Source organism: Pseudomonas sp. Os17 (assembly GCF_001547895.1).
Classification (GTDB): Bacteria; Pseudomonadota; Gammaproteobacteria; order Pseudomonadales; family Pseudomonadaceae; genus Aquipseudomonas.
Map to the genome: position 1 here is coordinate 2834936 of NZ_AP014627.1, position 17405 is coordinate 2852340.

Genomic DNA, 17405 nt, shown 5'->3' on the forward strand with positions numbered 1-17405 from the left:
GGATTTGGGAGAACAAGAAGAATGAGCCAGCCCCTGCGTTTCGCCCTGAATCGTATGGTTGCACCGGGTTTGTCACTGCCGCAGTTCATCGACCTGGCGCGCACGCTGAAGGTCGATGCCATTGAGATCCGCAATGACCTTGCGGGCGTGGAAATCGAGGACGGCACGCCGCCCGAACGGGTCCGCCAGTTGTGCGCGGCCCAGGGGCTCAAGGTGTTGTCGATCAACGCCCTGTACCCCTTCGATGTGTGGAACGACGAGCGTCGCCGGCAGGCCCTGAAACTGGCCGCCTATGCCCGTGCCTGCGGCGCCGAGGGGCTGGTGCTGTGCCCGCTCAATGACCCTGCCGACCCGCGCGGCGAGGCCCAGCGCAGCAGCGCGTTGCGCACGGCCCTGAGCGAACTGGCGCCGATCCTGCGGGAGCACGGCCTGCTGGGGTTGATCGAGCCCCTGGGCTTTGAGGAATGCGCGCTGCGCCACAAGCGCACGGCGGTGGAGGCGATCCGCGCCATCGGCGGCCTGGATGTGTTGCGCCTGGTGCACGACACCTTCCACCACCACCTGGCCGGCGAGCATGAGTTCTTCCCCGAGCTGACCGGGCTGGTGCACATCTCCGGGGTCGAGGATCGCCAGGCGCCGCTCAACCGCATTCGCGACGGCCATCGGGTGCTGGTGGGCGAGGCGGACATCCTTGGCAATGCGGCGCAGATCGATACCTTGCGCAGCAATGGCTACAGCGGCTACCTGTCCTTCGAGCCCTTTGCCGAGAGCGTGCACGGGCTGGCGGACATCCAGCAGGCGATTGGGGCGAGCATGGCCCACCTGCAGCAATCCCTGACTTGACGCCGCCCTCATGTAGGAGCCGGCTTGCCGGCGAAGGGGCCCCACAGGGGGGCAAGTCTCGAAGGTGCTTTCGCTGGCAAGCCAGCTCCTACGGGAGTATTGGCAGGGCCGTTGGCTTCACATCATGAATAAGGTGCAAACCATGAGTACGACACGCTTGACCATGGCCCAGGCCCTGGTGAAATTCCTCGATAACCAATACGTCGAGGTGGATGGGGTCCAGAGCAAGTTCATCGCCGGGGTCTTCACCATTTTCGGCCACGGCAACGTGCTCGGCCTGGGCCAGGCCCTGGAGCAGGACAGTGGCGAGCTGCTGGTGCACCAGGGCCGCAACGAGCAGGGCATGGCCCACGCCGCCATCGGTTTCGCCAAGCAGCACCTGCGGCGCAAGATCTACGCCTGCACCTCCTCGGTGGGCCCCGGCGCGGCCAACATGCTGACCGCGGCGGCCACCGCCAGCGCCAACCGCATTCCGTTGCTGCTGCTGCCGGGGGACGTCTACGCCAGCCGCCAGCCGGACCCGGTGCTGCAGCAGATCGAGCAGTTCCATGACCTGAGCATCAGCACCAACGATGCCTTCAAGGCCGTGAGCCAATACTGGGACCGGATCAACCGCCCCGAGCAACTGATGAGCGCGGCGATCCACGCCATGCGCGTGCTCACCGACCCGGCGCAGACCGGCGCCGTGACCCTGGCATTGCCCCAGGACGTGCAGGGCGAAGCCTACGATTACCCGGACGCCTTTCTCGCCCGGCGGGTGCACCGCATCGACCGCCGCCCGGCCACCGAGGCCATGCTCAGCGATGCCCTGGCGCTGTTCGAGGGCAAGCGCAAGCCGCTGATCATCTGCGGCGGCGGGGTCAAGTACTCCGGGGCCAACCGGGCCTTGCAGGCCTTTGCCGAACGCTTCGGCATTCCCTTCGCGGAAACCCAGGCGGGCAAGAGCGCGGTGGTTTCCGAGCACCCGCTGAACGTTGGCGGGATCGGCGAAACCGGTTGCCTGGCGGCCAACCTGCTGGCCCGGGAAGCCGACCTGATCATTGGCGTCGGCACCCGCTACAGCGACTTCACCACCTCGTCGAAATGGCTGTTCCAGCACCCGGAGGTGCAATTTCTCAACCTCAATGTCTGCCCTGGCGACAGCCTGAAAATGGAGGGCGTGCAACTGCTGGCCGATGCCCAGGCCGGTTTGCAGGCCCTGGGCGAAACCCTGGGCCGCAGCGGTTACCGGGCAGCCTGGGGCGGGCAGATCGGCGAGGCCCGGGCGCAACTGGAGGCCGAGGTCGACCGGCTCTACCAGCTGCAATACCAGGACCAGGGCTTCGTGCCGGAAATCAACGACCACCTGGACCCGGCGGTGCTGCGCGAATTCATCGAACTGACCGGCTCCTGCCTGACCCAGAGCCGGGTGCTCGGGCTGCTCAACCAGGCCTTGCCCGAGGACGGCATCATCGTTGCCGCCGCCGGCAGCCTGCCCGGCGACCTGCAGCGCAGCTGGCGCAGCAGGGCGGTCAACAGCTACCACGTGGAATACGGCTATTCGTGCATGGGCTACGAGGTCAACGCGGCCCTGGGGGTCAAGCTTGCCGAGCCGGATCGCGAGGTGTACGCCCTGGTGGGCGACGGTTCCTACCTGATGCTGCATTCGGAACTGGTCACCTCGATCCAGGAGCGGCGCAAGATCAACGTGGTGCTGCTGGACAACATGACCTTCGGCTGCATCAACAACCTGCAGATGGGCCACGGCATGGACAGCTTCGGCACCGAGTTCCGCTACCGCAACCCTTCGAGCGGCAAGCTCGACGGCGGCTTTGTGCCGGTGGACTTCGCCATGAGCGCCGCGGCCTACGGCTGCAAGACCTACAAGGTCAGCAACGAGGAGCAGTTGCTGGCGGCCCTGGCCGATGCCCGGACCCAGACGGTATCGACCCTGATCGACATCAAGGTCCTGCCCAAGACCATGATCCACAGCTACCTGTCCTGGTGGCGGGTGGGCGTGGCCCAGGTGTCCACCAGCGCGCGCACCGATGCGGCGGCCAAGACCCTCAATGAACGCCTGGCCCAGGCCCGGCAGTACTGATCGCTCTGCAACGAACAACAACAGGAGTATCTGCATGTCTTTGAAACTTGGCGTTATCGGCACCGGGGCCATCGGCCAGGATCACATCCGTCGGTGCAGCCAGACCCTGCTGGGCAGCCAGGTGGTGGCGGTCACCGACATCAACCTGGCGTCGGCGGCCAAGGTGGTCAGCGACCTCAAACTCACTGCCGAGGTCTACCCGGACGGCCACGCGCTGATCAAGGCGGCGGACGTCGAGGCAGTGCTGGTCACCTCCTGGGGGCCGAGCCACGAGGAGTTCGTGCTGGCGGCGATTGCCGCGGGCAAGCCGGTGTTCTGTGAAAAGCCCCTGGCGGTGACCGCCGCCGGTTGCCGGCGCATCGTCGAGGCTGAAATCGCCCACGGCAAGCGCCTGGTGCAGGTGGGCTTCATGCGCCCCTACGATGCCGGCTACCAGGCCTTGAAGGCGGTGATCGACAGCGGGCAGATCGGCGAGCCGCTGATGCTGCACTGCGCCCACCGCAACCCGCGGGTGGGGGAGAACTACAAGACCGACATGGCCATCACTGACACCCTGATCCATGAGCTGGACGTGCTGCGCTGGCTGCTGGCCGACGACTATGTGTCGGTGCAGGTGGTGTTCCCGCGCAAGACCAGCAAGGCCCTGGCCCATTTGCGCGACCCGCAGATCGTGCTGCTGGAAACCGCCCGTGGCACGCGGATCGACGTCGAGGTCTTCGTCAACTGCCAGTACGGCTACGACATCCAGTGCGAAGTGGTGGGGGAGAGCGGCATCGCCAGATTGCCGGAGCCGTCCCAGGTGCAGTTGCGCAGCCAAGCCAAGCTGTCCAACGCCATCCTGATGGACTGGAAGGAGCGTTTTATCGCCGCCTATGACGTCGAGCTGCAGGCCTTTATCGACGGCGTGCGCGGCGGTCGGGTGGGCGGGCCTTCGGCCTGGGACGGCTTTGCTGCCGCCGTGGCGGCCGACGCCTGTATCGAAGCGCAGAACAGCGGCCAGATCGTCAAGATCGAGCTGCCAGAGCGTCCCGGCTTCTACGCCTGAGCTCCAGCCTTGCCGGCGAAGCAACCCTTGCAGGGCGCTTTCGCTGGCAAGCCGGCTGGCCGGCCAAGGAGGCCTTGCATCAAGCGCAGGTCTTGGGCGTGCAGCCGTCGTGCAGCAGCGGTTTTCCGGGGGGAAAACCGATTTAGAATAAAATTCTAAAATGAGTTGATATAGAAATTATTTTCCAATAAAGTCATTTCCAGGTTGCCGACTAGCTAGGTTGCAAACCCCTCGAACAGGCTTTGAGCGCGGTGTGCACCGACCCACAAAAACAAACAGGTACCGTCGATGAAAACCTTCAAATCCGCTGTCCTCGCTGTCGCTTCAGCGTTCCGCTTCTCCTCTGCGCCCGCCGCTGTGACCCCTCGGGCCCGCCGCTGCGCCATTGTCCTGACCTGCCTCGGCTTTCTCTGCGTAGAGCGCAACGGTGCGTTGCTGTGCTGCGTTCCCGGCGCGCCGGTGGTGCGCCTGCCGCTCTGAGTCGTTCTGCGCTTTATCCATAAAACCTACAAGAATGTGGAGAAAGACCTGTTATGAACACCAAGATCCGTTTTGCCTCGCTCGCGCTGTCGCTGCTGCTGACCAGCGGGGCGGCGCTGGCCGACATCAAGATCGGCGTGAGCATGTCGCAGTTCGATGACACCTGGCTGACCTACCTGCGCGAGTCGATGGACCAGAAAGCCAAGTCCCTGCCCGACGGGGTCAAGCTGCAGTTCGAGGACGCCCGCAGCGACGTGGTCAAGCAGTTGAGCCAGGTCGAGAACTTCATCAGCCAGAAAGTCGACGCCATCGTGGTCAACCCGGTGGACACCGCGGCCACCCGCAAAATCACCGAGGCCGCGGTCAAGGCCGGCATCCCCCTGGTGTACGTCAACCGTCGCCCGGATGACCTGAACCTGCCCAAGGGCGTGGTCACCGTGGCCTCCGACGACCTGGAGGCCGGCAAGATGCAGATGCAGTACCTGGCCGAAAAAATGGGCGGCAAGGGCGACATCGTGATCCTGCTGGGCGATCTGGCGAACAACTCCACCGCCAACCGCACCAAGGGGGTCAAGGAGGTGCTGACCCGCTACCCGGGGATCAAGGTCGATCAGGAACAGACCGGGGTCTGGCTGCGGGACAAGGGCATGACCCTGGTCAACGACTGGCTGACCCAGGGCCGCAAGTTCGATGCGGTGGTGTCCAACAACGATGAAATGGCCATTGGTGCCGCCATGGCGCTGAAGCAGGCCGGGGTCGAGAAGGGCAGTGTGCTGATCGCCGGGGTCGACGGCACCCCCGACGGCCTGCGTGCGGTGAAGAAGGGCGACCTGGCGATCTCGGTGTTCCAGGACGCCAAGGGCCAGGCGGACGGCTCCATCGATACGGCGGTGAAGATGATCAAGCATGAGCCGGTGGAGCCGGCCGTGTGGATTCCCTATCGCCTGATCACCCCGCAAAACATCGACCAGTTCAAGTAACGCCGCGCCTTTGCCAAGGGCTGTTACATCACAACAATAAAGTAGCGGGGCGGCCCCGGGCCGCCGCGCCGATGGAGTAGCTGATCATGTTCTCTTGCGCGACTGCCTCAAGCACCCCGCTGGCCGCCGTCCAGCCTGCCACCCCGGCGACCCAGGAGCCTTACCTGCTGGAGGTGATCAACGTCAGCAAGGGCTTTCCCGGTGTGGTGGCCCTGTCCGATGTGCAACTGCGGGTACGCCCGGGAACGGTGCTGGCGCTGATGGGCGAGAACGGCGCCGGCAAGTCGACCCTGATGAAGATCATCGCCGGCATCTATCAGCCGGATGCCGGTGAACTGCGCCTCAAGGGCCGGCCGGTGGTCTTCGACACGCCCCTGCAGGCCCTGCAATCGGGCATCGCCATGATCCACCAGGAACTCAACCTGATGCCGCACATGAGCATCGCCGAGAACATCTGGATCGGCCGCGAGCAGCTCAACGGCCTGCGCCTGATCGATCACCGCGAAATGCACCGCTGCACCGCCGCCTTGCTGGCGCGCCTGCGCATCGACCTGGACCCGGAGGAACAGGTGGGCAACCTGAGCATCGCCGAGCGGCAGATGGTGGAGATCGCCAAGGCGGTGTCCTACGACTCCGACGTGCTGATCATGGATGAGCCGACTTCGGCCATCACCGACAAGGAGGTGGCGCACCTGTTCTCGATCATTGCCGACCTCAAGGCCCAGGGTAAGGGCATCATCTACATCACCCACAAGATGAACGAAGTGTTCGCCATCGCCGATGAGGTGGCGGTGTTCCGCGATGGCGCCTACATCGGCCTGCAACGGGCCGACAGCCTGGACGGCGACAGCCTGATCTCGATGATGGTGGGGCGCGAGCTGAGCCAGCTGTTTCCCCAACGCGAGAAACCCATTGGCGACCTGCTGCTCAAGGTCCGCGACCTGCGCCTGGACGGGGTGTTCGACGGCGTGTCCTTCGACCTGCACGCCGGGGAGATCCTCGGCATCGCCGGGCTGATGGGCTCGGGCCGGACCAATGTCGCCGAAACCCTGTTCGGCATCACCCCCAGTGACGCCGGCGAGATTCACCTCGACGGCCAGCCCCTGCGCATCAGCGACCCGCACCGGGCGATCGAGAAGGGCTTTGCCCTGCTCACCGAGGATCGCAAGCTCAGCGGCCTGTTCCCCTGCCTGTCGGTCCTGGAAAACATGGAAGTGGCGGTACTGCCGCACTACGCCGGCGGCGGTTTTGTCCAGCAGAAGGCCCTGCGTGCCCTGTGCGAGGACATGTGCAGGAAGCTGCGGGTCAAGACCCCGTCCCTGGAGCAATGTATCGACACCTTGTCCGGGGGCAATCAGCAGAAGGCGCTGCTGGCGCGCTGGCTGATGACCAACCCGCGGATCCTGATTCTCGACGAGCCGACCCGGGGCATCGACGTCGGGGCCAAGGCCGAGATCTACCGCCTGATCGCCTTCCTCGCCAGCGAGGGCATGGCGGTGATCATGATTTCTTCGGAACTGCCGGAAGTCCTGGGCATGAGCGACCGGGTCATGGTCATGCACGAAGGTGAGCTGATGGGCATTCTCGACCGCAGCGAAGCGACCCAGGAACGGGTGATGCAACTGGCGTCCGGAATGTCGCTGGTGCACTGATTCTTCAATCGATGGCAACCGGCGGCGCGCTGAGGCGCCACGGTCAGGCGATAACAAAGGTGAGTGGTTATGAACGTGATGTCTGAAAACAAACCGGCCGTGGCGCCCGCCAGAGCGCGCCGGCGCTTTCCCACCGAACTGAGTATTTTTTTGGTGCTGATCGGCATCGGCCTGGTGTTCGAGCTGTTCGGCTGGATCGTTCGTGACCAGAGCTTCCTGCTGAACTCCCAGCGCCTGGTGCTGATGATCCTGCAGGTGTCGATCATCGGCCTGCTGGCCATCGGCGTGACCCAGGTGATCATCACCACCGGTATCGACCTGTCCTCGGGCTCGGTGCTGGCGCTGTCGGCGATGATCGCTGCCAGCCTGGCGCAGACCTCGGACTTTGCCCGGGCGGTGTTCCCGTCCCTGACCGACCTGCCGGTGTGGATACCCGTGGTGGCCGGGCTGGGGGTGGGCCTGCTGGCGGGGGCGATCAACGGCAGCATCATCGCCATCACCGGCATTCCGCCCTTTATCGCTACCCTCGGCATGATGGTGTCGGCCCGTGGCCTGGCCCGCTACTACACCGAAGGCCAGCCGGTGAGCATGCTCTCGGATTCCTACACCGCCATCGGTCACGGGGCCATGCCGGTGATCATCTTCCTGGTGGTGGCGGTGATCTTCCACATCGCCCTGCGCTACACCAAGTATGGCAAGTACACCTACGCCATCGGCGGCAACATGCAGGCGGCGCGCACCTCGGGAATCAACGTCAAGCGGCATCTGGTGATCGTCTACAGCATCGCCGGGCTGCTGGCCGGGCTGGCTGGGGTGGTGGCCTCGGCGCGGGCCGCCACCGGGCAGGCGGGGATGGGCATGTCCTACGAGCTGGACGCGATCGCCGCGGCGGTGATCGGCGGCACCAGCCTGGCCGGCGGGGTGGGGCGCATCACCGGTACGGTGATCGGTGCGCTGATCCTCGGGGTCATGGCCAGCGGCTTCACCTTTGTCGGCGTGGATGCCTACATCCAGGACATCATCAAGGGCCTGATCATCGTGGTGGCGGTGGTCATCGACCAGTACCGCAACAAGCGCAAGCTCAAGCGCTGATCCAGCGCCCGTTGTCGGCGCTGGCCGGCCAGCGCAGGTGCCCACACACCGATGCAACGCTTGCTGGCCTGTTCGCCGGCAAGCCGGCTCCTGCGGGGGGGAAGAAAGGAGGGGTAAAAAGCTTGAATCCGCCGTCCGGTACTGCCGTTTGTCTTCTAAAAGGGCGGTGCTTATGGAATTTTTTGTTATAAACACACTCCGATAAGCGCCAGCAAAGCCCGTGATTACGGGCTTTGTGCGCTTTGTCGGACAGATTCGCTGTCATTTCAGTTGCTGCGCCCTCAAACCGGCCTTAGACTGCCGCCCCTCGTAAATTGAGTGCCGGGTGGCGCTTGGAAGGTATGGCGCCTTTCTGATGACCTGACGGGTCAACCGGAAACAGTTTGAATTCGCCTTAATGCACGTATTTTTTATAGAGAAATCAATGACCAAGGAAAAGTTGCTGGCCATGCCGGCGGATGACTACATGAATGCCGAGCAGCACGCTTTTTTCAGCGACCTGTTGCAAGCCATGAAGGTGGAAACCCACGAGCGCATCGAACAGAACCGGATCGCCATTGAAAGCCTGGACACCCCGGCTGACCCGGCCGACGCCGCTTCCGTCGAAGAAGAGCGCACCTGGCTGGTCAACGCCATTGATCGCGATCAGCGCATGCTGCCGCAACTGGAGCAGGCCCTGGGCCGGATCAGTGACGACACCTTCGGCTGGTGCGACGACAGCGGCGAGCCCATTGGCCTCAAGCGCCTGCTGATCAGCCCGACCACCAAATACTGCATCGAAGCCCAAGAACGCCACGAGCAGATCGACAAGCATCAGCGTCAGGCTTAAAAGCAGCCGCAAGCTTGCAGCTTCAAGCCGCAAGCGTTTCAAGTGCATCCTTGCCTCCGGGTGCGCAGCCTAGCCAGCGCTGCGCACTGGGGCGCGAGCCAGCGCCCCCGCCACAATGTCCCAGCCTCCACTTCCCTTGATCTACTGCAACATCCGCCTCTGCAGACTCTGAATAATGCCTCGCACATGCCGCTTGCGGCTTGAAGCTTGCTGCTTGCCGCTGCTCTTCTTCCTACTAAGGGACCATGGTTAATGGCCTTATAGTGGCGTCTAATGCCGCAAACAATTAGAACGATGTGGGGTGATCAAGATGTCAAGAGATGGATCTCTAGCGGCGCCGGGCGCGCAGTCGCTGGCAACACCCGAAACCGCCGCCCGCTGGTGGCTTCCATCGTTGCAGAGTGCAGCGCTGATGGGCCTGTTCGCCGGCCAGGCCCTGGGCGACTGGCCGCTTTACCTGTGCCTGCCGCTGGCGGTGCTGGTGATCTGGATGCCCCGGCTGCGCTCGCGCAAGGCCTCCGAGGTGCCGGTGGCAACGGACAATGAGCTGTCGGCGCTGACCCGCGATCTGTCCTACAGCACCACCCATAACGCGCTGTCCGCAGCGGGCGTGGCCTATTCGGTGACCCAGTTGGCAGGCCGGCTGCAGTCCCAGCTCGATGCGGCGGCGCGCATCGTTGGCAATGCCGAGGTGATGATCAAGACCGAACAGGTCACCTCGCAGCTCAGCCAGCAGGCCCTGGGCGCCGCCAGCGAAGCCCACGCCAGCAGTGCCGAAGGGCGCACGGTGCTGGGCGAGTCCATCAGCCGCATGCACTCCCTGAGCCAGCGGGCCAACGGTAGCCGCGAGCTGATCGAGGCCTTGAGCCAGCGCAGCGAAGAGATCCAGCGGGTGACCCTGGTGATCCAGTCCATCGCCAGCCAGACCAATCTGCTGGCCCTCAACGCGGCCATCGAAGCGGCCCGGGCCGGCGAGCACGGGCGGGGCTTTGCCGTGGTCGCCGACGAGGTGCGCGGGCTGGCCGGACGTACCGCCACGGCCACCGACGAGGTCGGGGTGATGGTGGCCGATATCCAGCAGCGCACCAGCGATGTGGTGGAGCAGATCCGCCAGCTGTCCGACGACCTGAACCTGGGAGTGGAGCAGGTGGAACACACCGGTCGGCATCTGGACAACATCGCGCGGCTGGCAGCGGGAGTGGAGGAGCAGGTCAGCGAGATCGCCCGGGGCGCCGAAACCAATCGCGAACAGCTCGACAGCCTGTTTCACGCCGTGGAGCAGATGCGCAGCGACCTGGCCATCAGCGACCAGCAGACCCGCAGCCTGGCCGAGGCCGCGGTGCAGATGGAAGGGCAGGCGGAGACCATCAGCGAGCGTCTGGCGGCGGTGGGCCTGGACGACTACCACCAGCGTATCTACGACCTGGCCCGCGAGGGCGCGCGGCGCATCGCCGAGCAGTTCGAGACCGACCTGGCGCAGAACCGCATCAGCCTCGATGACTTGTTCGACCGCCATTATCAGTTGATCGCCAATACCCACCCACCCAAGTACCAGACCCGCTTCGACCGCTACACCGACCAGGTGCTGCCGCCGATCCAGGAATCCCTGCTGCCGCGCCACGACGGCCTGGTGTTCGCCATCGCCTGCACCCAGGAAGGCTACGTACCGACCCACAACAAGATTTTCTCCCAGCCGCTGACCGGCGATCCCCAGGTGGACAACCTGCACAACCGCAGCAAGCGCAAGTTCGCCGACCGCACCGGCATCCGTTGCGGCAGTCATCAGCAGCCGTTGTTGCTGCAGACCTACACCCGCGATACCGGCGAGCTGATGCATGACCTGTCGGTGCCGATCATGGTTCAGGGGCGGCATTGGGGCGGCCTGCGCCTGGGCTACAAACCCGAGCAGACAACCCCCCGGCGCACGTCTTGAGGGGCTGATTGTTACTCGTGGGGTAACGCTGCTGTGCAGATTGGGGCTGTTACACAGGCCAGGAAGTGATTAGTATCTCGACATCGTTAGGGAGCTAACTAATTCCGCGAGGTGCTCCATGCACAGCAAAGTCGATGTGGCAGTGATGATTGGCAGTGGCGTTCCCGCTTCGCTGCGGGCCCAGGGGCGCAAGGCGTGCTGGGTGGTGCTGGTCAATGGCGAGCAGCGAGGCACCGCGTTTGCCAGTCGGGCCGAGGCCGAGGAGTGCCGGCAGGCATGGCAGGCGCAACTGGCGGCGGTCCAGGGGGCGCGCCAGGGGTTCAGGCACTCGGCCTGAAGCTTGGCCGGGCGCCGGGGTTCGAGGCGGGGTCGTTGGGCTCCCGTCGCCGCCCTGAGCCTGGGCGGCGAGGGCGGCGGGTGGGTTCGCGCGAAGAGGGGGGATCAGGCGTTCAGGGCGCCCTGGTCAATGGCCAGCTTGAGGGCCTTGGCCGAGGCCTTGGCAGCGGCCAGGGCTTCTTCCGAGGTCTTGAACCAGCGGTCCCGTTCCACCTGGTGGAAGGTGATCTGAGTCAGTGGAGGTTTGGCGCGCATGGCAATCACGGCCTGGAATTCGCCTTCGACTTCTCTGCACTCGCCACGAATGAAAAACTCGCCAATATCTAGTTCGGTCACTTCTAGCCTTCCCTTGGAGATGAGTGAGTGCTTGAGCGCCCGTACCGCGGTCGCTCAACCAGCGGCGGAGTATGGCAGTTGTTGGGTTGTGACGGGCTGAGTTATGTCATTGCGGTTTTAGGTAACGAATGTTCTGAAGCTCTTAACTGAACTTTCTGACGCTTAAATCTGCCAATCCGCGTCACTGCACCAGAGTATTACTGGTTAGAATGCCGGGCCTGCGTGGACGACTCCGGGCAAGATTACCGACTGGTGTGCAACATTAGTCTTTGTACTAATGAACGGCCGGGCAGCCATGGATTGCTCGCTTTAAATGGTCGAAATGCACAAAGTTGCTCTAGAATTGCCTCTGCAACCCGAAGTGGCTGCCGATCCGGGGATTCAATCTCAGGGTATATCCGGCTTTCCGGCCTGTTTCAGTACCCGCCCCAGATAATTCGCCGCCACACTTTTCGGGGTGTCAGAGCCTACTCCTACAGCCTTCGACCTGTGCCTGATGCTTCGGCGAAATGCCCGTTGCTCAGCGCCGGCGCCAACGCCGTGGCCTGGAGTACCCGCTGCATTTGAGTGTTTTTTGGGTAACTGATTGGGGTGATCACGCCGTCATGGCGGTTTTTTGTGCTGTCCTTTTTTCTCGGGCGGCACCCTTTTGAGTATCGGGGAGTGTTCCTTGGCAGTAAGTAATCTTGAAATGCATGCGTTGTTCGTGTTGGGTGATTTGCGCGCAAAGTTGGTCAAGCAGTTCCAGTCTCGTTTTGTCTACATCACCGAACAATCCGCTGAAGGCTTCTACGTCGCCGAGATCGATACCGAGACGGCGCTGGTGGTGGACGACAAGCCACGCCTGGAGCTCAAGGTCGGCGATCATTTTCGCGCCGCCGTGCTGCCCAGCCGGGAAGGCGGCAAGCTGGAGATCCGCTTTCGCGAGATCAAGCTCACCGTCTATGGCCTGGGCGACTATGCCTTTGTCAGCAGTCCCCTGGGGCAGGGAATCGTCTTCAAGGAAGGGCATTCGGTGGTGACGCTCTTTGCCGCCAACGAGCAATTGCAGGAAGGCCTGACCAAGACCCTCAAGGCCGTCACCGCCAAGGCCGCCAAATTCCGCAAGGGCGAGCTGGTGAGTTTCAAGGCCAGCGAGTGATGAGCCAGGGCCGCGCCGAATTTCATCGCCAGCATCAACAGGCCGCCGCCGAAGAGGCACGGCGCCTGTTCGCCGAAAAGCCCCGCTTGCAGGGCGCCTGGCTGAACTGGGTGGCCGGCGAGCTGTATCACCTGCGTCCGGCGGCCTACGCCAGCATGGTGCGCCGCGAGTTGCAGCGCTTGCAGGAGCCGGCGGACCCTTGATGGCCGATCCCGGCATCGCCTCCGGTGGAAAATACGGAACCTCTACTACAGTCAGTTGACTCAATGCTTCAGGGGCCGCGCGCATTCGTGCAGCTTGTCCCTTTTGGCCCTGGTCCCGACTCCGAGAGGTGTAACCCATGAAAGGCTTCCGAGCGCTGCTGGCCAGCGGCCTGCTGATCCTGGCCGGCTTGAACCCGTTGCCGTCGGCCGTGGCCGCCGAGCCGATTCACTTCGCCGACCTGAACTGGGAAAGCGGCAGCCTGATCACCGAGATCCTGCGCATCGTGGTGGAGAGCGGTTACGGCTTGCCCACCGACACCCTGCCGGGCACCACCATCACCCTGGAAACCGCCCTGGCCAGCAACGATATCCAGGTGATCGGCGAAGAGTGGGCCGGGCGCAGCCCGGTGTGGGTCAAGGCTGAGGCCGAGGGCAAGGTGATTGCCCTGGGGGATACGGTCAAGGGCGCCACCGAAGGCTGGTGGGTGCCGGAGTACGTGATCAAGGGCGATCCGGCCAGAGGCCTCAAGCCGCTGGCGCCGGAGTTGCGCAGCGTCGCGGATCTGGCCCGCTACAAGGACGTGTTCAAGGATCCGGAAACGCCGGGCAAGGGCCGCTTCCTCAACAGCCCGATCGGCTGGACCTCGGAGATCGTCAACCAGCAAAAGCTCAAGGCCTATGGTCTGGAGGACAGCTACGTGAACTTCCGCAGCGGCTCCGGAGCGGCCCTGGATGCGGAGATCACCTCCTCGATCCGTCGGGGCAAACCGATCCTGTTCTACTACTGGTCACCGACGCCGCTGCTGGGGCGCTTCAAACTGGTCCAGCTGCAAGAGCCGCCCTTTGATGCCGAAGCCTGGAAGACCCTGACCGACGCCAGTAACCCCAACCCGCGTCCGAGCCGTTCCCTGGCCTCGAAACTGTCCATCGGCGTGTCTGCGCCATTCCACAAGCGGTACCCGCAGTTGGTGAGCTTCTTCAGCCAGGTCGAGCTGCCCATCGAGCCCCTCAACCAGGCCCTGGCGCAGATGAGCGAAAACCACAGCACGCCGCGGGACGCGGCCCGGGCCTTTCTCAAGCAGCATCCTGATCTGTGGCGCAACTGGGTGCCCCAGGACGTCGCCGCCAAAGTCACCGCTGCCCTGTTGTAGGCGCCGCCTTGCCGGCGAAAGGGCCCGCAGGCCTTGCACCGTCCATGGCGACGCCTTCGCTGGCAAGCCAGCACCTACGCTCGCCCTGACACCGCGCGATGTTCCCGTAGGCGCCGCTTGCCGGCGAAGAGGCCCCCAAGGCGGGTCAGAAGCGGGTCTGCACCGCCAGTTCGAAGGTGCGCGGGGTGCCCAGGTAGTAAGCCGGGGAGACATGGGCGAACTGGCCGTAGACCTCGTTGGTCAGGTTGCGGACCCGGCCGGTGACCGCGGTGTGGCTGTCGACCCGATAGCGCAGGAAGCTGCCGTACAGGGTGTAGGCGGGCATCCGCAAGGTGTTGGCGTTGTCGGCGTACACCGAGGCCACGTAGCGCGCGTCGACACCGGTCTGCCAGCTCGGGGCCAGGTCATAGGTCAACCACAGGTTGGCTACCCGCGCCGGGACGTTGGTCGGGGTGTTGCCCTGGCGCGAGACCACCGCGCCGCTGGCAATCTTCTCGTTGAACTCGTCATATTCGGCTTCGACCCAGGCGAAGTTGGCTTCCGCCAGCAGCTTGGGCGTGACCCGCAGCGAGTTGGCCAGTTCGATGCCCCTGGAGGTCTGCTGGCCCACGGGAATGCTGTTGGCCGGGTCCAGGGGATCGGTGACGGCAAAGTCCTTGCGTTCGATACGGTACGCGGCCAGGGTCGCGGAGCCGCGTCCGTCCAGGTAGTCGAACTTGCTGCCCACTTCCCATTGCTTGCCGGTGGATACCTCGAAGTTCTGGGTGCCGCTGGGCTGTTCGGCGGCGGTGCTGTATTGCACGTAGACGTTGGCGCTGGGCAAGAACTGCCAGGTCAGCCCCAGGCGCCCGGTGACCGGCTCCCAGTTACGCTTGAGGTGGCGCGGGTTGCTGGCGGTGAGCGCCCGGTGGTTGGTCACGTCCAGGTCGATGGCGTCATAGCGCAAGCCGCTGAGCAGGGACAGTTCATCGGTCAGGGCCAGGCGGTTCTCGATGAACAGGGCGCGGGTGGTGACCTGGTTGGTCTTGTCCTTGGCCCAGCCCTGGCGGGTGCCCTTGAGGTCATAGAAGTACCCCGGCTGGAAGTTGTCCGGGTCGACGCTGTTGCTGGCCGGCACGTTCCACGGTGAGTTGGTGGTGCTGTTGACCTTGTACTCGAAGCCCCCGGACCAGGTGGTGTCGAGGCCGAACAGTTGATCGTCATGGCGCAGTTCGAACTGGTTGCCGTCCTGCTGGCCCTGGTGCCGCACCAGGTAGGCGGTGGAGCGGTTCACCCGGCTGTTGTCGGCGTTGTACTGGTAGGTTTCCAGGTTGCGGTAGTCGCGCTGGCTGTCCAGGTGATAGAGGGTGTTGCGCAGGCTGGTGCTGGGGTTGATCCGGTAGTCGATGATCGAGCGCAGCCACACGGTGCGCTGCTCATACAGGCCGTCGGCGACGTTGTAGTTGTTGAAGCGGTTGTGCTTGTCGATCTTCAGCTCGCCGGCCTTGGGGTTGCGCACCGGGGTGCCCCAGTAGGGGCTGTCTTCGTGTTCGTCCTGGTATTCCACGGCCAGGGTGTGGGACAGGTCCGGGGTCAGGTCGCTGAGCAGCGAAAAGGCCAGGCTCCAGGCGTCCCGCTCCTGGCGGTCGATGTAGCCGTTGCTGGTGTTGTGGCTGACATCCAGGCGTGCGTAGTGCTGCACCTCGGCGCCGGCCGGGCTGAGGGCGTGATTGACCCCGAAAGCGGTTTGCGTGGTGTCGTAGCTGCCGTAGCCGAGCAGGCCCTCGGCCGCCTGTTCGCGGCGGTCCGCCAGCTTGGTCACGTAGTTCAGTGAGCCGCCCACGGAGCCGGCGCCATTGATCAGCGACGAGGGCCCGCCCACCAGTTCCACCCGGTCATAGATCCAGGCGTCCACCGGCCGCGCCAGGCCGGTGGCGACATTGATGCCGTTGAACATCTGGGTGATCTGACTGCTGGTGAAGCCGCGGTAGGAGACAAAACCGCCGAACCCCGGCGGCGCGCTGGCGTTGACCCCGGGCAGGGCATTGGCGGCGTCCTGGAAGGTCCGGGCGCCGCGGCGCTCCAGGTCCTGGCGGCTGGCCACGGCCACCGAGGCCGGGGTTTCCCGCAGGCTCAGGCCCAGGCGCGAGGCCATGCCGCTGGACTGCTCCAGGTTCAGGCCGGGCTCGACGTCCGTGCCCTCGGCGTTGACGGTGGTGGGGGCCAGTTCCAGGGCGGATTGGCCCCAGGCGTTGACGGACAGGCAGGCCAGCAGGCTCGCCAGCAAAGGAAGCTGTTTCATGGGTGAATCCTGAATTCTTGACTAGGAAAAAAGCCCAGCAGAACGCGCCACGCAGCAGCGCAGTGGGCGGGTTGAGCACCAGCAGGAATCAGGCGTAGGGCGGCGCCCGGGGATGGGCGGCGGGCCAGGTGAAGCGGGTCGGGAGAGGGGGCTGGAGCTGGCGGGCCAGCGGCGGCGCCTGGGGTTGCGGCAACAGCGCCAGATTGAGGCTGGAGTTGAGCGCCGGGCCCATGCCGCCGCTGGAGCACAGCGGGCAACCGAAGGCCTTGGACAGGGTCGGCAGGGAGTCCTGGTCGGCCGGTTGCTGCGACGGCGCCCGGGTTTCGGAATCGATGCTGCAGAACTGCCCGCCAATGCCGTTGAGCTGCATGCCGAGCATCTGCCCGTGACCGATGCTGCAGGCGAACACGTTGAACAGGACGCAGCAATAAAGCATCCAGGCAACGAGCGAGCGGTCGGCGCGGGTCAATTTCATGGGGCGGCACTTTACCATCGCAGGCGACGAACGTACTTACAAAAACCTGAAATCGAGTCCATTCTCTTTACGAATTTTTTACAAGGACGTCTGAACATGAATCTTCTGCTCGCACAGGGAATGTCCGGGACTTTCCTGTTCATCAGCCTGATCCATCTGTACTGGGCCGCCGGCGGCAAGCGTGGCAGCGGCGCGGTGATTCCCGAAGTCCCGGGGCCGCTTCCCGGGCAGAGCCAGCCGGCCTTCCGCCCTCCGGCGCTGGCCACGTTGCTGGTGGCGGTGGGGCTGCTGCTGGTGGCCATGCTGGTGTGCCTGCGGGTCGGGCTCTACCTGCCCAGCGTGACCCATCCGTCCCTGCAATGGGTGATCAGCGCCATTGCCCTGCTGATGTTCGCCCGGGCCATTGGCGACTCCGAACTGGTGGGGTTCTTCAAGCAAGTGCGCGACTCGAAGTTCGCCCGTCTCGACACCCTGTTCTACTCACCCTTGTGCGTGGTGCTGGGGGCGGGGCTGCTGGTGCTGGCCTGGGCCTGAAGGGCCAGCCAGCC

The 17405-nt window shown here is 64.3% G+C and carries 17 protein-coding genes; 14 read left to right on the forward strand and 3 right to left on the reverse strand.

Annotation, left to right across the window (positions count from 1 at the left end):
• Positions 1-21 precede the first annotated feature (21 nt).
• The 10 genes from POS17_RS12845 (at position 22) to POS17_RS12885 (ending at position 11271) form a co-directional block, all read left to right on the forward strand.
• Complete coding sequence (locus tag POS17_RS12845) at positions 22-843, forward strand: TIM barrel protein (RefSeq protein WP_060838899.1); 822 nt, start codon at positions 22-24, stop codon at positions 841-843.
• A gap of 142 nt (positions 844-985) precedes the next feature.
• The gene (gene iolD / locus POS17_RS12850) at positions 986-2923 is read left to right on the forward strand and encodes a 3D-(3,5/4)-trihydroxycyclohexane-1,2-dione acylhydrolase (decyclizing) (RefSeq protein WP_060838900.1); all 1938 of its coding nucleotides are present in this window, start codon (positions 986-988) and stop codon (positions 2921-2923) included.
• Positions 2924-2957: 34 nt separating this feature from the next.
• Positions 2958-3968: a Gfo/Idh/MocA family protein gene (locus tag POS17_RS12855; protein ID WP_060838901.1), complete on the forward strand. Its 1011-nt coding sequence runs from the start codon at positions 2958-2960 to the stop codon at positions 3966-3968.
• A gap of 288 nt (positions 3969-4256) precedes the next feature.
• Positions 4257-4448, forward strand: coding sequence for a hypothetical protein (locus tag POS17_RS30945; protein ID WP_082729861.1), 192 nt, complete (start codon positions 4257-4259; stop codon positions 4446-4448).
• 53 nt (positions 4449-4501) lie between these two features.
• Positions 4502-5428: a sugar ABC transporter substrate-binding protein gene (locus tag POS17_RS12860; RefSeq protein WP_060838902.1), complete on the forward strand. Its 927-nt coding sequence runs from the start codon at positions 4502-4504 to the stop codon at positions 5426-5428.
• Between the two features lie 86 nt (positions 5429-5514).
• Complete coding sequence (locus POS17_RS12865; protein ID WP_060838903.1) at positions 5515-7080, forward strand: sugar ABC transporter ATP-binding protein; 1566 nt, start codon at positions 5515-5517, stop codon at positions 7078-7080.
• Between the two features lie 69 nt (positions 7081-7149).
• Positions 7150-8172 (forward strand): ABC transporter permease, encoded by a 1023-nt coding sequence (locus tag POS17_RS12870; protein WP_060838904.1) that lies wholly within the window; start codon positions 7150-7152, stop codon positions 8170-8172.
• A gap of 424 nt (positions 8173-8596) precedes the next feature.
• Complete coding sequence (locus POS17_RS12875; RefSeq protein WP_016962869.1) at positions 8597-9001, forward strand: TraR/DksA family transcriptional regulator; 405 nt, start codon at positions 8597-8599, stop codon at positions 8999-9001.
• A 694-nt stretch (positions 9002-9695) separates the two neighbouring features.
• Positions 9696-10934, forward strand: a complete 1239-nt coding sequence (locus POS17_RS12880; RefSeq protein ID WP_442963168.1) for a methyl-accepting chemotaxis protein — start codon at positions 9696-9698, stop codon at positions 10932-10934.
• A gap of 118 nt (positions 10935-11052) precedes the next feature.
• Positions 11053-11271, forward strand: a complete 219-nt coding sequence (locus POS17_RS12885) for a hypothetical protein (protein WP_060838905.1) — start codon at positions 11053-11055, stop codon at positions 11269-11271.
• Positions 11272-11375: 104 nt separating this feature from the next.
• Here the strand turns inward: POS17_RS12885 and POS17_RS12890 are convergent, their stop codons facing one another.
• On the reverse strand, positions 11376-11606 hold the full coding sequence (locus POS17_RS12890) for a hypothetical protein (protein ID WP_060838906.1): 231 nt from the start codon (positions 11604-11606) through the stop codon (positions 11376-11378).
• A gap of 670 nt (positions 11607-12276) precedes the next feature.
• On the opposite strand from POS17_RS12890, the gene POS17_RS12895 reads away from it, so the two are divergent.
• The 3 genes from POS17_RS12895 (at position 12277) to POS17_RS12905 (ending at position 14101) form a co-directional block, all read left to right on the forward strand.
• The gene (locus POS17_RS12895; RefSeq protein WP_082729236.1) at positions 12277-12747 is read left to right on the forward strand and encodes a hypothetical protein; all 471 of its coding nucleotides are present in this window, start codon (positions 12277-12279) and stop codon (positions 12745-12747) included.
• Positions 12747-12950, forward strand: a complete 204-nt coding sequence (locus POS17_RS12900) for a hypothetical protein (protein ID WP_016962864.1) — start codon at positions 12747-12749, stop codon at positions 12948-12950. The genes POS17_RS12895 and POS17_RS12900 overlap by 1 nt, the downstream gene beginning before the upstream one ends.
• Positions 12951-13087: 137 nt before the next feature.
• Positions 13088-14101: an ABC transporter substrate-binding protein gene (locus POS17_RS12905; RefSeq protein ID WP_060838908.1), complete on the forward strand. Its 1014-nt coding sequence runs from the start codon at positions 13088-13090 to the stop codon at positions 14099-14101.
• Positions 14102-14246: 145 nt separating this feature from the next.
• Here the strand turns inward: POS17_RS12905 and POS17_RS12910 are convergent, their stop codons facing one another.
• Together POS17_RS12910 and POS17_RS12915 are read right to left on the reverse strand one after the other, a co-directional pair.
• Positions 14247-16382: a TonB-dependent receptor gene (locus tag POS17_RS12910; protein ID WP_060838909.1), complete on the reverse strand. Its 2136-nt coding sequence runs from the start codon at positions 16380-16382 to the stop codon at positions 14247-14249.
• Positions 16383-16470: 88 nt separating this feature from the next.
• Positions 16471-16857 (reverse strand): DUF2946 domain-containing protein, encoded by a 387-nt coding sequence (locus tag POS17_RS12915; protein WP_173655893.1) that lies wholly within the window; start codon positions 16855-16857, stop codon positions 16471-16473.
• A gap of 96 nt (positions 16858-16953) precedes the next feature.
• On the opposite strand from POS17_RS12915, the gene POS17_RS12920 reads away from it, so the two are divergent.
• Complete coding sequence (locus POS17_RS12920; RefSeq protein WP_060838911.1) at positions 16954-17391, forward strand: DUF3995 domain-containing protein; 438 nt, start codon at positions 16954-16956, stop codon at positions 17389-17391.
• Positions 17392-17405 lie beyond the last annotated feature (14 nt).

Coding starts and splice junctions, on each gene's coding strand:
- POS17_RS12845 (WP_060838899.1), top strand. CDS start 22: ATGAGCCAGCCCCTGCGTTTCGCCCTGAATCGTATGGTTGCACCGGGT.
- iolD (WP_060838900.1), top strand. CDS start 986: ATGAGTACGACACGCTTGACCATGGCCCAGGCCCTGGTGAAATTCCTC.
- POS17_RS12855 (WP_060838901.1), top strand. CDS start 2,958: ATGTCTTTGAAACTTGGCGTTATCGGCACCGGGGCCATCGGCCAGGAT.
- POS17_RS30945 (WP_082729861.1), top strand. CDS start 4,257: ATGAAAACCTTCAAATCCGCTGTCCTCGCTGTCGCTTCAGCGTTCCGC.
- POS17_RS12860 (WP_060838902.1), top strand. CDS start 4,502: ATGAACACCAAGATCCGTTTTGCCTCGCTCGCGCTGTCGCTGCTGCTG.
- POS17_RS12865 (WP_060838903.1), top strand. CDS start 5,515: ATGTTCTCTTGCGCGACTGCCTCAAGCACCCCGCTGGCCGCCGTCCAG.
- POS17_RS12870 (WP_060838904.1), top strand. CDS start 7,150: ATGAACGTGATGTCTGAAAACAAACCGGCCGTGGCGCCCGCCAGAGCG.
- POS17_RS12875 (WP_016962869.1), top strand. CDS start 8,597: ATGACCAAGGAAAAGTTGCTGGCCATGCCGGCGGATGACTACATGAAT.
- POS17_RS12880 (WP_442963168.1), top strand. CDS start 9,696: ATGATCAAGACCGAACAGGTCACCTCGCAGCTCAGCCAGCAGGCCCTG.
- POS17_RS12885 (WP_060838905.1), top strand. CDS start 11,053: ATGCACAGCAAAGTCGATGTGGCAGTGATGATTGGCAGTGGCGTTCCC.
- POS17_RS12900 (WP_016962864.1), top strand. CDS start 12,747: ATGAGCCAGGGCCGCGCCGAATTTCATCGCCAGCATCAACAGGCCGCC.
- POS17_RS12905 (WP_060838908.1), top strand. CDS start 13,088: ATGAAAGGCTTCCGAGCGCTGCTGGCCAGCGGCCTGCTGATCCTGGCC.
- POS17_RS12910 (WP_060838909.1), bottom strand. CDS start 16,382: ATGAAACAGCTTCCTTTGCTGGCGAGCCTGCTGGCCTGCCTGTCCGTC.
- POS17_RS12915 (WP_173655893.1), bottom strand. CDS start 16,857: ATGAAATTGACCCGCGCCGACCGCTCGCTCGTTGCCTGGATGCTTTAT.
- POS17_RS12920 (WP_060838911.1), top strand. CDS start 16,954: ATGAATCTTCTGCTCGCACAGGGAATGTCCGGGACTTTCCTGTTCATC.